Origin of the sequence: Stenotrophomonas cyclobalanopsidis (genome assembly GCF_008710035.1) — a bacterium.
GTDB lineage: Bacteria > Pseudomonadota > Gammaproteobacteria > Xanthomonadales > Xanthomonadaceae > Stenotrophomonas > Stenotrophomonas cyclobalanopsidis.
Genome location: NZ_VYKI01000040.1, coordinates 12936 through 28674, shown reverse-complemented (window position 1 = coordinate 28674; position 15739 = coordinate 12936). Strand labels below are relative to the sequence as shown.

Sequence of the window (15739 nt, the reverse complement as noted above, 5' to 3'; positions counted from 1 at the left end):
GGGATGGGGATCGCTCGGCTCGTCTGTCGGCGCTATCCGCAGATCCATGCTTGTCGGTCCCTCCACCCTGGCTCCTACATACCTCGTAGGAGCCGGGAGGAACATACAAGCCATGCTCGGCTGCTCTTCGCGAAAAGCAGTCGAGCAAGCTCGACTCTACAGAGAGCGAAGTCGAGCAAGCTCGACTCTACAGAGAGCGAAGTCGAGCAAGCTCGACTCTACGGGCACCGTGTGCTCACCACCAGCACCGCATCACGCAGCGCCTGTCGGTCCATTTCCTCCACCGCTCCCTGGAAATAGTCCATGTCCTGCTTTCCCAGCTGGCACGGATCGACGATGTATCCCGGCGGCCACAGGCCGAGCAGCTGCGCCACGCCGTGCACGATCTGCTCGGGCGTCATCGTCCTGCGGATGCGGAAGTAGTTCCGCCGCGGTCCGAACGCGGCATGCACCTCCCGGCGGCCGATCAATCGTGGTGCCACCCCCGCCGCCGTGATGCCATCTCCACCGTCGATGCTGCCGGCCGGCAGGCCCAGCACGAGGGGTGCCGGTGTCGGCGTACTGTCGCTTTCCACATCTGCCGGCGGCAGCGGTGCAGGCGCAACCCGCCGCGCGGGGCGGGCCGGCATCGGTGCCGCCGATACCGCAACGGGCACGTCGCGCGGCGAGGGCGGCTGCAGTGGCGGTGGCAGCCAGCGCAGGCTGATGCGTTCTTCGGCCTCCCGCGCTGCGCCGAGCCGGCCGCTCTGCCACAGCCACGCGCCCAGCAGGGCATGCAGCAGCACTACGACCAGCCAGGCCATCGTGCGCGGCAGCTGCGGTGAATCGGACCAGCGCAACGCAACCATAGGGGCCATCGGCGAAGCATCCATGCAGGGACCGGTGGCGCAGCCTAACCAGTGTCCAGAAAAATTCCGTTGGCATCGGTGTCGGCTGAAACCATCGTCCCGTCAGGCCGCCCACGCGTGGCAGAATCGGCCGATCCACCTTCCATGCCTTGCCGATGTCCTCGATCACCGCTGCCGCTCCGCCCGTGAATTCCCCCAGCCGCGTCCTGCTGGCCAGCCTCATCGGCACCACCATCGAGTTCTTCGATTTCTACATCTATGCCACGGCGGCGGTGCTGGTGTTCCCGCACCTGTTCTTTCCGGAAAGCAGTGACCAGGCGGCCCTGCTGCAGTCGCTGGCGACCTTTGCGGTGGCGTTCATCGCGCGCCCGGTGGGCTCAGCGGTGTTTGGACACTTCGGCGACCGCATCGGCCGCAAGGCCACGCTGGTGGCGGCGCTGCTGACCATGGGCCTGTCCACGGTGGCCATCGGCCTGCTGCCCACCCATGCGCAGATCGGTCTGTGGGCGCCGGCCCTGCTGGCGCTGTGCCGCTTCGGCCAGGGCCTGGGGCTGGGCGGTGAATGGGGCGGGGCGGTGCTGCTGGCCACCGAGAACGCACCGCCGGGCAAGCGCGCCTGGTACGGCATGTTCCCGCAGCTGGGCGCGCCGCTGGGCTTCCTGCTGTCGGCCGGCATCTTCCTGCTGCTGGGCCGCTGCCTGGGCCAGCAGGACTTTCTGCAGTGGGGCTGGCGCATCCCGTTCGTGGCGAGCGCGCTGCTGGTCGGCCTGGGCCTGTGGGTGCGCCTGAACATCCACGAGACGCCCGATTTCCAGCAGGCGCTGGAGCGCAAGGCGCCGGTACGGCTGCCGATGTGGACGGTGCTGCGGGACCACTGGCTGCCGATGCTGCTGGGCACGCTGGGCGCGTTCGCCACCTTCGTGCTGTTCTACCTGATGACGGTGTTCAGCCTCGGCCACGGCACGTCCGTGCTGGGCTACAGCCGCGAGCAGTTCCTGCTGATGCAGATGGGCGCGATGCTGTTCTTCGCGGCGGGCATTCCGCTGTCGGCGCGTTATGGCGACCGCTGGGGCACGCGCCGCACGATGGTGTTCGCCAGCCTGCTGATCCTCGGCTTCGGCGTGCTGTTCGCACCGTTGTTCCAGGCGAACAGCCCGTGGCTGGTGTTGACCTTCCTGTGCCTGGGCCTGTTCCTGATGGGCCTGACCTACGGCCCGTGCGGCACCTTCCTGGCCGAGATCTATCCGGTGGAAGTGCGCTACACCGGCGCATCGCTGTCGTTCAACCTGGCCGGCATCCTCGGTGCGGCACCGGCGCCGTATCTGGCCACCTGGCTGGCCGAACGCTTCGGCCTGGTCGCGGTGGGTTACTACCTCTGCCTGGCCGCTGTGGCGACGTTGTGCGCGCTGCTGGCCCTGCAGCGGCGCGCGCAGCTCAGCCAAAGAAACGCTTGAGCGTGCGGCCCAGCCAGCCGCCGCTCTGGTGCTCGCGGGCGAACTGGTTGAGGTGCGCCTTGACCTGTTCGGCGTAGGCCTGGTCATCGCCGCGGATGTGGTTGAACAACCAGCGCGAGAGCATCGTGCGTAGTTCGTCGGTCACGTCCTCGCCCGCCTGGAAACGCAGGCGATACTCGGCCACGCGCTTGATGAATATCTCATGCACGCGCTTGTGCGCGGCACAGAACGGATAGCCCGCTTCCTCCATCAGCTCCTCCTCGAACGCGAAGTGCGACAGGGTGTAGTCCACCACTTCGTCGATCACTTCGGCCACCACCGCCGTCTGCAGCCCGGCCTGGGCCACGTGCAGGTGGTTGAGCATGTCGACGATGCGTCGGTGTTGCTGATCGATCACATCGATGCCGATGTTCAGATCGTCCTGCCAGACCAGTAGTGCCATCCCCGGCTCCCCTTCATGTTCATGTCGGGGCTGACTGTAGGATCGCCGCGCTCAGGCGGCGTTGATCTGGATCAAAGCGCGGCGGTCATCGCCGCATCGCGCGGGCGCAGTGGGTTGGCCACGGTGGCGCAGCTGACCCGGTTGCGGCCGGCCGCCTTGGCCAGGTAAAGCTGGCGGTCGGCTTCGGAAATCAGCTTGTGCAGCGAGTCGCGCTGTGGATGCAGGCAGCACAGGCCGATGCTGACGGTCATGCGCAGGGTGGCGGTGCCGATATCCACTTCCAGCGCGGCGATGCGCTGGCGCAGTTCCTCGAAGTAGACGATGGCTTCGTCCTGCTCCATCTCCGGCACCAGCAGGCAGAATTCCTCGCCGCCGAAGCGTGCGATCAGGTCCTGGCTTCGCGCGTGGTCGCCCACCGCGCGCGCCACCGCGCGCAGCGCATCGTCGCCGGCCTCGTGGCCATGGGTGTCGTTGATGTGCTTGAAGTGGTCGATGTCGATCATCGCCACCGCCACGCTTTGGCCGTGCAGCTGCAGCTGCGGCAGCTGGCGCTGGCTCTGTTCCAGGAAGCAGCGGCGGTTGGGCAGGCCGGTGAGGAAATCGCGGGTGGCCAGGTCCTGCAGGGTGCCGATCAGCTCGAGCTGGTCGACGTTCTGTGAGACGCGGCAGAAGAACTCCTCACGCGAAAAGGGCTTTCGCAGGAAGTCATTGGCGCCGTTCTTCAGGAAGCGCGGGATCAGCGAGGCGTCGGTGTTGCCGGATATGCCGATCACCGCCACCTTGTCGCGCGATCGCAGGGTGCGCAGGCGACGGGTGAATTCCACGCCCTGCATGCCGGGCATTTCCTGGTCGACCACGGCCAGGCGGATGGCCGGGTGCGCTTCGATCGCGGCCAGGCCTTGGGCACCGTCGGCGGCCTCGAACACCTCATGGCCGTACATGCGCAGCAGCGCCGCGGCGTAACCGCGGGCCGAGGGCGAGTCATCCACCACCAGCGCGGCGATGCGGCGGTTGCGTTCAAGCCGTTGCACCAGCCATACCAGGTAATCGATGCTGCCGGGCGTGTTCTTCAGCACGTAGTCGATGATCTGCTGCTGCAGCACGCGCTTGCGCAGGTCTTCGTCGTACACGCTGCTGACCACCACGGTGGGCAGGTCGCGCTTGAGGAAGAACTCGACGACCGCATCGCGGTCACCGTCGGCCAGCACCAGCCCGGTCAGCACGAGGAACCAGCCACCCTCGTCGCTGAGCAGGCGGTCGGCTTCGGCCAGCGTGGAGGCCACCACCACCGGCAGTTCCAGGCGCTGCTCAATTGCTTCGCGCAGCATTCCGGTGAACGCGCGGGAGTTTTCCACCAGCAGGATCCGCTGCGGAAGGGGGTCTGCCAGGTCGCCATCGACAACGACCTGCGGGAGGACGGGCATGGTGCGGAGGCTCACGTGAGGGAGGGGCGCTCGGGATGGGTAGCGGCGGTTGCGGAAGAAACTTTAGGGGAAATGGGGTGCAAGTTTCCGTCAGGTGCCATACGCGTGCCGCGAAGCGGTTAGTATCGCGCTGAGGTTCCCGACTTCAACTTCGACCTGGAGGTCATTGTGCGATTCCTACGATCTGGTGCAGCTGGTGGAATCATGTTGCTTGCCGTAGCGCCCGCTTATGCTGGAGGCCCGTCGGATTTTCACGGAAAGCCGCTGGCGACTGCCGGGCTGGGACAGTCCGCGCCGCTGGCTGTCAACCTGAGTCAGGATCCGGCGTGGTTGCTGTATGGATTCCAGCGCGACGGTGTCATGTACCTGCAGGTCAATGACCTGACGGGGAACGTGCAGTTGATCATCGGCAACGCCGGTGGCACCTACTTCGTGCTACCCGCCGGGAGCAATCCGGCGAAGGTGTCGCTGCCCGAGCAGCGTATCGGCGTGCCCGCCGGAGCCGTTCGCTCGCGGATCTACCAGGCAAGCGACTTCTCGCTGTTCCGTTACCGGAGTGGCGATGAGGTGGTCTGGTCGGTGGAAGCTCCATGAGCTTCAGCTGAGTCAGTCCGGGCGGCGCCGGGCTTCACGGCGCCGCCCTGTCTTCAGGCCCGGGTCTGAGAGTGTTCCCCGTCGAATGAGGCACTACGATCCGCCGGATGAAACGAAGGAAGAGGCGCCGGTGCTCCTGTCTCGATCAACGCAATTCTGATCCGGTTGCGTTGCGACTGCACCGAGCCGCCATACGCCATCGCGCGGCCGGCCAAACGTTCGATGGCCGCCTCGCGGGTTTCCGATGACAACGCGCGGTAGCCGTCCAGCAGTGCGACCGACATCAGTATGCCGCGACGTGATCCGACACGGCCGCACCGCGCACGAACCTGGATCTGGCCGGCTTCATGGTTGAGCAGCAACGAAACCGCGTCGTTGAGGGCGCGGTAGGCGGCCAGCTGCAAGCCAGTGCTGAGGCGGCAAGGGTCACCGAGAAGGCGCGGACGCAGGACTCGATTGCTCAGGTCCCAGGCTTCGCGAACGCCGCCTGCCTGAAGGGCAACGTACAGGCCCAGATGTTCCAGCGCTGCGGGATACACCATGCTTGTCTGTTCGCGGAACTGTCGTGAATGGACCGACGCCATGTGTAACAGGCTGTTTGCGACAGTTGGATGTCCCTGCGCGCTCAGCCAGTTTGCGACTTCACCAAGCGAGGTATCCATCCCATCGCCCAACTTCCTGAGGTGTCGTGCACGTTCGCGAAGGTCCAGCTCGCTTGCGACCAGAGAATTGCGCGCGTGCTTGAGCGCATCTCGTTCGCCGACTTCACCCAGCCGGGAACGGTGATAGTAATGGGAGATGCGCGATCCCAGCACCAGCAATGCAACACCGGTGGTGGCCATGACCTGCTGGGTTGCGAAGGCGGCTGAATCAAAGGCGCCGGTGTAAGGGCCGGGAGTGGAAAGCCCAATGATCAGGTTGAGGGATGGAACGCCGATGGCAGCACCACGCCAGCCATACAGGCAGGTCATCACCACCACGGGTATCACCATCATCAACTGCATGGACGTTTTGGCATTCACCTCATCCAATGGCAGCTGTGCCGCGTAGAGTCCCAGCACGATCATCACGGCAAGCGCCGCCCCTGCCTGAAGGACGAAGCCCCGGGCCCAGGCAGGATGGGTGCTTCGGCGTATCCACAGCAGTGCCAAAGGCGCGAGAGTCAGGATGCCGATGAAATCGCCGACCACAAGACGTGCGATGCTCGCCAGTACGGGCATCGCCGGAGGCACCGGCCACAGCAGGTGTGCCAGCACCAGGTTGAGTGACGTGACCGCTACGGCACATGAGGCGGCAACCGAGATAAGCCAGGTGTTCCTGCTGGCGGTCATGAATTTTCTGTGCAGATGCACGATCAGCATGACGGCGGGCATCAGCAAGGTCGAACCCAGCACTACCCAGGCCGGTCCATACTTTTCGATCATCGGCACGCGCATCTGCGCGAAATAGGCGTACTCACCCAGCAGCAGATAAGGCCATAGCCGCGGGGGGCAAAGAAGCGCCGCCGCGACCCGGACCCCGGCAGGAAGGTAGAACTGATCAAGGGAAAGCTGCCGTGCGCCCCAGCATGCAATCGCATACAGCGCAGCCAGGGCAAGACCTGCCGGATGGATGCGCAACTTCAACTGCAGGCCTTCATTCCACCAGTTCAATCGTACTTCCCCTTCCTGTCCATATACCCTGTCAGCTTCCATTCGCCGCGGGCCCCGGTTGGATCGACGGTATCGGCAGGCGTCCGAATATGCAATCGCCGCGCGCCTGAACTCCACAAGTGAGAAAGTCATCACACCAATGGTGTGATTTACCTAAATCGCCCTTCAGCGGGAACGCGGCAGCCCGTTGATGATGAGGTCGTTCCGATTGGTGCGTGTGCCGGGATAATCCAACCTTGAGCGTGCTACCACAGCGCGTCGCGCAGCTTGTACCAGGACATCGCCGCCACCAGCAGCGGCATGCGCAGCAGCCGGCCGCCGGGGAACGGCGCGTGCTGCAGACGCTGGAACACATCCAGGCGTGCGCTCTGGCCATCGATCGCGGCAGCGATCACTTCACCGGCCAGGCCGGCAGCCGCCACGCCATGGCCGGAGAAGCCCTGGGCGAAATACAGGTTGCCATCCAGCCGGCCCCAGTGCGGGGCACGGTTGCGGGTGATGTCCACGTAGCCGCCCCAGACCTGGTCCACGAGCACGTCGGCCAGCTGCGGGAAGACCTGGTGCATGCGCCGCTGCATCAGCCCACGCAGCCCCGGCGGCGGCAGCGCCGAGTAGCTGGCACGGCCGCCGAACAGCAGGCGATGGTCATGGCTGAGACGGAAGTAGTCCAGCGCCCAGGCGGTGTCGGCCACCGCCATGTTGTTGCGGATCAGCTGCCGCGCACGCTCGGCACCCAGCGGGGCACTGGCGCCGATATAGGTGCCGACCGGCATGATGCGGCGCTCCAGTTCCGGCAGCAGGCCCTGCAGCCAGGCGTTGCCGGCCACCACCAGGTGCGCGGCACGCACGCTGCCCTGCGCGGTCTGCAACGTGGCCTGCGCGCCACGCTGCACGCGGATGACCGGCGAATGCTCGTGGATGACCACGCCCGCCGCACGGGCGGCATCGGCCAGTCCGCGCGCATAGGCCAGCGGGTGCAGGTGCGCACTGAGCGGATCGAACATCGCGGCGCGGTAACGCGGGCTGTCCAGCTGCGCGTGCAGGACATCGCGCTCCCACCACTGCATCGGATAGTCGTAATGGCGCTGCAGGTGCTCGCAGCCGGCGCGCAGGTCGCGTTCGTGGCGTGCACGGATCGCGACGCTGGCATGCCCCTCCACCCAGTGGCAGTCGATGCCGTGGCGCGCGATGCGCTGGCGCATCGCCTGCACCGCCTCGCGTGACCAGTCGAACAGATGGCGGGCGTCGTCGCGGCCGAGCTGGCGTTCCAGCTCATCCACCTCGCAGCCGTAGCCCACCAGCGCCTGGCCGCCGTTGCGTCCGGACGCCCCCCAGCCGATGCGCTGCGCTTCCAGCAGCACCACGCGGTAGCCGCGCAGGGCCAGTTCCAGCGCGGCGGTCAGGCCGGTGTAACCGGCACCGAGCACCGCCACGTCGGCCTGCACATCGCTGCGCAGCGGCGGCAGCGCAGCCGGTTCGGGCAGGCTGTCGGCGTACCAGCTGGGCGGGAAATCCGCGCTCACCGCAGGCCTCGTGGGCACGGGATGAAGGGGCAGGGCGGGGGCGGGCGATCACTGTTCACCGGAATAGTCTGGCCGATGCACGCAGCGGGGTGTGTGACGGCGACGACTTGCCGCCCGCGCGCACCGGCAGTTACTTTGATGCCAAGGCCAAGGATGCCCACGCCAAGGAGTTTTCCCATGCGCCGCCTGCCCTGGGTGGGCCTGCCCACCGACAGCACCTTGCTCGGCCATCACCGTTTCGCGGTGGCCGGCGAGAAGTACGTGCGCGCGCTGGTCGACGCGGCCGAGGTCACCCCGCTGGTGCTGCCCAGCCCGCAGCCGGCCAGGTGCATGCGGTGCCGGGGCTGGCCAACCATCGCGAGGATCCGCAGGCAGCGGTCGAGGTGCAGTACGGCCCGGCGCATGCGGTCACCCTGGCTGGCGATGGCTGGCTCGCGCAGTGGCACGGCAGTGACCACGCACAGGTCAATTCGGTGCACGGGCAGGGCATCGCACGGCTGGCCGATGGCCTGCAGGTGGAGGCGTGGGCCGGCGATGGCCTGATCGAAGCCGCACGCAGCCGCCACCATTGTTTCGTGCTCGGCGTACAGTGGCACCCGGAGTGGCGTGTCATGCAGGCGCCGTTCTATCACGCTGTTTTCCGCGCTTTCGGCCAAGCTTGCCGGCAGCACCAACAGAACCAACTGGATTCCCGATGAGTTCCCGACCTCGCCCGCGCAAGACGGCCACGCCCCCCGCACCGCAGGAAAGCAGCCTGCTGCGCTGGCTGAAGGAGCGGCGCATCACCGAGGTCGAGTGCCTGGTGCCGGACATCACCGGCAACGCACGCGGCAAGATCATCCCGGCCGACAAGTTCTCGCACGACTACGGCACGCGCCTGCCCGAAGGCATCTTCGCCACCACGGTCACCGGTGAATTCCCGGACGATTACTACGACCTGACCTCGCCGTCGGACTCGGACATGATGCTGCGTCCGGACCCGGACACCGTGCGCATGGTGCCGTGGGCGGCCGACGCCACCGCACAGGTCATCCATGATTGCTACACCAAGACCGGCGAGCCGCACGAACTGGCCCCGCGCAACGTGCTGCGCCGCGTGCTGGCCGCCTATGCCGAACTGGGCCTGCGCCCGGTGGTCGCACCGGAGCTGGAGTTCTTCCTGGTGCAGAAGAACACCGACCCGGATTTCCCGCTGCTGCCGCCGGCCGGCCGCTCCGGGCGCCCGGAAACGGCACGGCAGTCGTACTCGATCGATGCGGTCAACGAATTCGATCCCATCCTCGACCTGATGTATGACTACGCCGATGCGATGAAGCTGGACGTGGACACGCTGATCCACGAATCCGGCGCGGCGCAGCTGGAAGTCAACTTCACCCACGCCGATGCGATGGACCTGGCCGACCAGGTGTTCCTGTTCAAGCGCACCATGCGCGAGGCGGCGATGCGCCACGGCGTGTATGCCACCTTCCTGGCCAAGCCGATGGAGAACGAACCTGGCAGCGCCATGCACATCCACCAGAGCCTGGTGCGGGTGAGCGACGGCAGCAACGTGTTCACCGGCGAGACCCATGGCGAGGGCGAGTTCAGCCCGGTGTTCGGCCATTACCTGGGCGGCCTGCAGAAGTACGTGCCGCAGGCGATGGCCTTCTTCGCCCCGAACGTCAATTCCTACCGGCGCCTGGTGTTCGGCGAAGTCTCGCCGAGCAACGTGCATTGGGGCTATGACAACCGCACCTGCGGCCTGCGCGTGCCGCTGGACACGCCGGAAAACATGCGGGTGGAGAGCCGCTTCGCCGGTTCCGATGCCAACCCCTACCTGGCGATGGCCGCGACCCTGGCCTGCGGCCTGCTCGGCATCCGCGAGCGGCTGGCCCCGGACGCGCCGGTGACCGGCAGCGCCAAGGAGCTGGGCTACAACCTGCCGCGCTCGCTGGGCGAGGCGCTGGACGGGCTGGAACAGTGCGCCGAACTGCAGGCCCTGCTGGGAGAACGCTTCTGCCGGGCCTACATCTCGGTCAAGCGCAAGGAATACGAGACCTTCTTCCGCGTCATCAGCTCGTGGGAGCGCGAGTTCCTGCTGCTGAACGTGTGAAGGACCGCAATTGATGAATGAGCCGCCGGGGGGTAGGCTGGCAGCCGTCGCCGGCCCCGCCGGCCTCCCCCATCCCGCATTCTGGAGCACCCGATGAAGCTGCGTATCCTCACGCTCGGCCTGGCCTCCGCCATGCTTGCCGCCTGTGGCGGTGGCAACGGCGGCGCGCAGGACAGCCAGGTCCTGAACGTCTACAACTACAGCGATTACATCGCCGAGGACACCATCCCGACCTTCGAGAAGGAGAGCGGCATCAAGGTGACCTACGATGTGTTCGACAGCGACGAGATGGTCGAGACCAAGCTGCTGGCCGGCAACAGCGGCTACGACGTGGTGGTGCCGACGCTGAACTTCTTCGGCCGCCAGATCCAGGCCGGCGTGTTCCTGCCGCTGGACAAGAGCAGGATCCCGAACCTGGCCAACCTGGACGCTTCGGTGATGAAGCGCATCGCCACCCAGGACCCGGACAACAAGTACGGCGTGCCGTACATGATCGGCACCACCGGCATCGGCTACAACGTGGACATGCTGAAGGAACGTTTCGGCGGCAGCGCCGACATCGCCAACAGCTGGGACCTGATCTTCAAGCCGGAAAACATCGCGAAGATGAAGGACTGCGGCGTGACCCTCCTGGACACGCCGGCCGACATGATCCCGATCGCCCTGCATTACCTGGGCCTGGACCCGCACAGCGGCGACCCGGCTGAGCTGCAGAAGGCGGCCGACCTGCTGAAGTCGATCCGCCCGTACGTGCAGAACTTCCACTCCTCGCAGTACGTGGGTTCGCTGGCCAACGGCGGCACCTGCCTGGTGGTGGGCTGGTCGGGTGACATCATCCAGGCCCGCGACCGCGCCGAGGAAGCCAGCAACGGCGTCCACGTGGCCTACTCGATCCCGAAGGAAGGCGCCCCGCAGTGGTTCGACATGCTGGCGATCCCGAAGGACGCCAAGCATCCGGAAGCGGCCTACAAATTCATCAACTACCTGCTGGAACCGAAGGTCGCCGCGGCCAACACCAACTTCATCCACTACGCCAACCCGGTGCCGACCGCGACCCCGCTGGTGGACGAAGCGATCCGCACCGACCCGACCATCTACCCGCCGGCCGACGTCGCCGAGAAGATGTTCACCTACTCGATCAACACCCCGGAAACCGACAAGCTCTACACCCGCCTGTGGACCGAAGTGAAGACCGGCAGGTAGCTGCCGACCGTTGGTCGGCACGCTTTCTGGTGGGGCCGACCAACGATCGGCCTCCACCAAGCAGAAAAACGGAGGCCAACGGCCTCCGTTTTTTTTTGCTTCTGCTCTGCACCCTGCCAACCGGGAACTCATCACCGGCAGCCGACAAACGCTTTTCACCTCACCTCCTCACTCCTTCCCCTACCGTCCCGTATGGCACCGACCACCGCCACGACGAGACAATGACCGACCACCCCCCGCGCACCGACGCCCCCACCGATGAAGCCGCCTCCACCCACGAGGACAAGCCTTCGCCGCTGAAGAACCCCAAGGTCCGCTGGACCCTGGCCATCATCGGTGCCGTCGTGGTCATCGCCCTGGTCGCGTGGCTCATCTACCACCTGCTGGTCGGCCGCTACCTGCAGGACACCAACAACGCCTACCTGCAGGCCGATGCCGTCGCCGTCGCCCCGCGCATCAACGGCTACGTCACCGAAGTACTGGTGCACGACAACCAATGGGTCAAGGCCGGTGAACCACTGCTGCGCATCGACCCGCGCACCTACCGCGCCACCCTGGACCAGGCCGAAGCGGTGATCGCCGTGCGCGAAGCCGACATCGCTGCCGCCGCCGCCGGCGTGCAGGGCCAGCAGTCCAGCCTGCTCCAAGCGCGCACCCAGCTCACCGCCGCCACCGCCTCGCTGCGCTTCGGCAAGGCCGAACTGGCCCGCTTCACCCCGCTGGCCGCCAGCGGCGCCGACACCCACGAACACGTGGAAAGCCTGCGCCACGATGTCGAACGCGCGCAGGCCCAGTACGATGCGGCCAAGGCGCAGATCCAGGGCGCGCAGAGCCAGATCGACGCCAGCCAGGCGCAGCTGGAGCAGGCCAATGCCGGCCTGAAGCAGGCCCAGGCCGATGCCGCGCAGGCCCGCGTCGCCTTCGAGGACACCGAACTGCGCGCACGCATCGATGGCCGCGTCGGCAACAAGACCGTGCAGGTCGGCCAGTTCGTCGCCGCCGGTACCCGTACCATGACCATCGTGCCGGTCGAATCGCTGTACCTGAGCGCCAACTTCAAGGAAACCCAGGTGGGCCTGATGCGTGCCGGGCAGCCGGCCGAGATCAAGGTCGACGCGCTGCCTGGCACGACCCTGCATGGCACGGTGGAAAGCATCTCGCCGGGCACCGGCTCGCAGTTCGCGCTGCTGCCGCCGCAGAACGCCACCGGCAACTTCACCAAGGTCGTGCAGCGCGTGCCGGTGCGCATCCGTGTGGACGCCGGTGCAGAGGCGCGCAAGGTGCTGGTGCCGGGCATGTCGGTGGAAGTGACCGTCGATACGCGCAATGCCAAGGATGCGCGAGAGCGCACGAAAGACGAGGCCGAGGCCACGGCCGCGCCGGCGCGATGAACACCACCACCGCCCCTGCAGCGCCCGCCGCCGACGGCAAGGCCGATGCCGGCGCGTGGCTGGCCGTGGCGGCCGGCACCATCGGTTCGTTCATGGCCACGCTGGACATCTCCATCGTCAACGCGGCGCTACCCACCATCCAGGGCGAGGTCGGCGCCAGCGGCACCGAGGGCACCTGGATCTCCACCGCCTTTCTGGTCTCCGAAATCGTGATGATTCCGCTGACCGGCTGGTTCGTGCGCACGCTGGGCCTGCGCACCTTCCTGCTGATCTGCGCCACGCTTTTCACTGCATTCTCGGTGATGTGCGGCCTGGCCGATTCGCTGCCGATGATGATCGCTGGCCGGGTAGGGCAGGGCTTCGCCGGCGGTGCGCTGATTCCCACCGCGCTGACCATCGTCGGCACGCGGCTGCCGCCGAAACAGCAGCCGCTGGGCACCGCGCTGTTCGGCATGACCGTCATCCTCGGGCCGGTGATCGGCCCGCTGCTGGGTGGCTGGCTGACGGAGAACGTCAGCTGGCATTACGCCTTCTTCATCAATGTACCGATCTGCGCCGGCCTGGTCGCGTTGCTGCTGCTCGGCCTGCCGCATGAGAAATCGGACTGGGGCGGGCTGCTGCGTGCCGACTGGCTGGGCATCATCGGCATGACCGCCGGCCTGTCCGCGCTGACCGTGGTGCTGGAAGACGGCCAGCGCGAGCGCTGGTTCGAGTCGACGATGATCGTGGTGCTCAGCATCGTCTCGCTGCTGGGGTTTGCCCTGCTGGCGCTTTCGCAGTTCACCAGCAAGGCGCCGGTCATCCGCCTCAACATCCTGTTCCAGCGCAGTTTCGGCGCGGTGTTCGTGATGGTGATGGCGGTGGGCATGATCCTGTTCGGGGTCATGTACATGATCCCGCAGTTCCTGGCGATCATCGCCGGCTACAACACCGAGCAGGCCGGCTACGTGCTGCTGCTGGCGGGCCTGCCGACCATCCTGCTGATGCCGTTGATGCCGAAGATGCTGGAAACGGTGGATGTGCGCATCATGGTGTTCGGCGGAATGCTGTGCTTCGCCGCCGCCTGCTTCGTCAACCTCGGGTTGACCCCGGACAGCATCGGCCCGCACTTCGTCATCGGCCAGCTGCTGCAGGGCTGCGGCCTGGCGCTGGCGATGATGGCGCTGAACCAGGCGGCCATCACCTCGGTGCCGCGCGAGTACACCAGCGACGCCTCGGGCCTGTTCAACGCCGCGCGCAATCTTGGCGGCTCGATCGGCCTGGCCATCATTTCCACGTTCCAGGAACGCCGCGCCACCCTGCACATCGATGCGATCGGCAGCAGCGTCACCGCCAATTCGACCATCGCCCAGGACGCGCTGCATGCCTATGGCCAGCAGCTGGGCGATGCGACGCAGGCGATGGCGGTGCTGGCGCAGACCGTGCAGATGCAGGCAATGGTGATGGCCTACAACGACCTGTTCTGGATCTTCGGCCTGATCGTGGTGGCGACCCTGCCACTAGTGTTCCTGCTCAAGCCCCTGCCCAAGGGCGTTCCATTGGCGATGCACTGATGACTTCGACGACTCTCACCACCTCCCTTCGCCCGCACCGTCTGTGGCCGGCCATGCTGCCGCTGCTGCTGGCCGGCTGCATGCTGGGCCCGGACTACGTGAAACCGGACGTGGCCGCCGGCGCCACCGCGCAGGCAAGGCTGCCGCGTGCCGCGCAGGCCGACGTGCAGCCGGCCACGCCGCCCAGCCAGTGGTGGCGCGCGCTGAATGATCCGCTGCTGGACCAGCTGGTGGACGAGGCGCTGCGCAACAGTCCCAATCTGCGTGCCGCCCAGGCCAAGCTGCTGGCGTCGCGTGCGCTGCAGCGCCAGCGCCGCGCCGAGCAGCTGCCCAGCGTGGGCGCTGCGGCAGGCTACGCCAACATCAAGGCGCCGGATTCGATCGAGAACAGCGTGCGGGGCCTCGGCGAGAACATCGCCGGGGTGGCCGAGGCCAATGGCCGCCCGCAGGAGGCGGCGCAGCTCCGCCAGCAGTTCGCGGACATCGACCTGGACACCGAGCTGTACGTGGCCGGCTTTGATGCCAGCTGGGAACTGGACCTGTTCGGTCGCCGCCGGCGGGCCGCCGAGCAGGCCGCCGCCGAAGCCGAGGCCAATGCCGCGGCGCTGGCCGATGCGCAGGTGCAGCTGGCGGCCGAGCTGGCGCAGGTCTATCTGGGCTACCGCAGCAGCCGCGAGCGCATCGCACTGGCCGAAGTCAATCTGCGCGCCGCCGATGACAGCCTGCAGCTGATCCGGCAACGCCGCCAGCGCGGTGCCGATTCGGACCTGCAGGTCGAACGTGCGCAGGCCCAGCGCGAGCAGCAGCGGGCCGCGCTGCCGCCACTGCAGGCACAGGCCGACGAGGCGCGTGACGTGCTGGCGCTGATGGTCGGCCGCGAGCCCGGTGCGCTGGACGCGCGGCTGGCCGCCGACCAGCCCTTGCCGGTGCTGCCGGCCAGCGTGCCGGTGGATGACGCGGGCGCTCTGATCCAGCGCCGGCCCGACGTGCGCAAGGCCGAGCGCGAGCTGGCGGCCTCCTCGGCGCAGATCGGCCAGGCGATCTCGGCCTACTTCCCGCAGGTGACCCTGCTGGGCAGCATCGGCGCCGGTGCCACCTCGATTTCCGACCTCGGGCCGGATTCGGCGGCGACCATCGTCGCCCCGTTCCTGCGCTGGTCGCTGTTCGACTTTGGGGTAAACAAGGCGCGCGTGGCCCAGGCCCGGGCCGGCAACCAAGCCCGGCTGGCGGCCTATGAGGGCACCGTGCTGGCGGCACTGCAGGATGCCAACACCGCGCTGGCACGCTTTGGTGCCGCCCGTCAGCAACTGCAGGCCAGCCTGCGCGCCGAAGCCTCGGCGGACCGCTCGCTGGCCCTGATGAAGCAACGTCGACAGGCCGGTGCCACCTCGCAGATCGACCTGCTGGACGTGCAGCGCCAGCGCCTGCAGGCCCAGGATGCCGCCGCCCAGGCCCGCCTGCAGCTGCTGGTGCGCTACGTGGGCCTGCAGAAGAGCCTGGGCCTGGGCTGGCAGGACGCCCCGCCGGTGGCCGCACGATGATGCGTTCCGCCGGGCATGGCCC

The 15739-nt window shown here is 67.1% G+C and carries 12 protein-coding genes and 1 pseudogene; 8 read left to right on the top strand and 5 right to left on the bottom strand.

Annotated features, from left to right (window positions below; translation table 11 throughout):
- Positions 1–218: 218 nt before the first annotated feature.
- Positions 219–857: a hypothetical protein gene (locus FJU31_RS18410; protein WP_246161461.1), complete on the bottom strand. Its 639-nt coding sequence runs from the start codon at positions 855–857 to the stop codon at positions 219–221.
- Between the two features lie 155 nt (positions 858–1012).
- Between FJU31_RS18410 and FJU31_RS18405 the strand changes: the two genes are divergently transcribed.
- On the top strand, positions 1013–2302 hold the full coding sequence (locus tag FJU31_RS18405) for an MFS transporter (protein WP_188115537.1): 1290 nt from the start codon (positions 1013–1015) through the stop codon (positions 2300–2302).
- On the opposite strand, the gene FJU31_RS18400 is transcribed toward FJU31_RS18405, so the two are convergent.
- The gene (locus tag FJU31_RS18400; RefSeq protein ID WP_150456023.1) at positions 2283–2744 is read right to left on the bottom strand and encodes a bacteriohemerythrin; all 462 of its coding nucleotides are present in this window, start codon (positions 2742–2744) and stop codon (positions 2283–2285) included. The two genes, FJU31_RS18405 and FJU31_RS18400, sit on opposite strands and share 20 nt — an antisense overlap.
- A gap of 71 nt (positions 2745–2815) precedes the next feature.
- Positions 2816–4168: a diguanylate cyclase gene (locus FJU31_RS18395; protein WP_150456022.1), complete on the bottom strand. Its 1353-nt coding sequence runs from the start codon at positions 4166–4168 to the stop codon at positions 2816–2818.
- Between the two features lie 204 nt (positions 4169–4372).
- Between FJU31_RS18395 and FJU31_RS18390 the strand changes: the two genes are divergently transcribed.
- Complete coding sequence (locus tag FJU31_RS18390; RefSeq protein WP_246161458.1) at positions 4373–4762, top strand: hypothetical protein; 390 nt, start codon at positions 4373–4375, stop codon at positions 4760–4762.
- Positions 4763–4815: 53 nt separating this feature from the next.
- Here the strand turns inward: FJU31_RS18390 and FJU31_RS18385 are convergent, their stop codons facing one another.
- Entirely contained in the window at positions 4816–6456 is a 1641-nt protein-coding gene (locus FJU31_RS18385; RefSeq protein ID WP_150456020.1) for an MASE1 domain-containing protein, read from the bottom strand.
- Positions 6457–6659: 203 nt separating this feature from the next.
- Positions 6660–7937, bottom strand: a complete 1278-nt coding sequence (locus FJU31_RS18380) for an NAD(P)/FAD-dependent oxidoreductase (RefSeq protein ID WP_150456019.1) — start codon at positions 7935–7937, stop codon at positions 6660–6662.
- 177 nt (positions 7938–8114) lie between these two features.
- On the opposite strand from FJU31_RS18380, the pseudogene FJU31_RS18375 reads away from it, so the two are divergent.
- The 6 genes and pseudogenes from FJU31_RS18375 (at position 8115) to FJU31_RS18350 (ending at position 15717) form a co-directional block, all read left to right on the top strand.
- Positions 8115–8635: pseudogene (locus FJU31_RS18375) on the top strand (gamma-glutamyl-gamma-aminobutyrate hydrolase family protein).
- On the top strand, positions 8632–10029 hold the full coding sequence (locus FJU31_RS18370) for a glutamine synthetase family protein (protein ID WP_079221322.1): 1398 nt from the start codon (positions 8632–8634) through the stop codon (positions 10027–10029). The pseudogene FJU31_RS18375 and the gene FJU31_RS18370 overlap by 4 nt, the downstream one beginning before the upstream one ends.
- Positions 10030–10122: 93 nt before the next feature.
- Positions 10123–11232, top strand: coding sequence for a polyamine ABC transporter substrate-binding protein (locus tag FJU31_RS18365; RefSeq protein WP_150456018.1), 1110 nt, complete (start codon positions 10123–10125; stop codon positions 11230–11232).
- A 221-nt stretch (positions 11233–11453) separates the two neighbouring features.
- Positions 11454–12623, top strand: coding sequence for an HlyD family secretion protein (locus FJU31_RS18360; RefSeq protein ID WP_150456017.1), 1170 nt, complete (start codon positions 11454–11456; stop codon positions 12621–12623).
- A complete protein-coding gene (locus FJU31_RS18355; RefSeq protein WP_150456016.1) occupies positions 12620–14176 on the top strand; it encodes a DHA2 family efflux MFS transporter permease subunit in 1557 nt (518 codons plus the stop codon). The genes FJU31_RS18360 and FJU31_RS18355 overlap by 4 nt, the downstream gene beginning before the upstream one ends.
- Entirely contained in the window at positions 14176–15717 is a 1542-nt protein-coding gene (locus FJU31_RS18350; RefSeq protein ID WP_150456015.1) for an efflux transporter outer membrane subunit, read from the top strand. The genes FJU31_RS18355 and FJU31_RS18350 overlap by 1 nt, the downstream gene beginning before the upstream one ends.
- Positions 15718–15739: the final 22 nt, after the last annotated feature.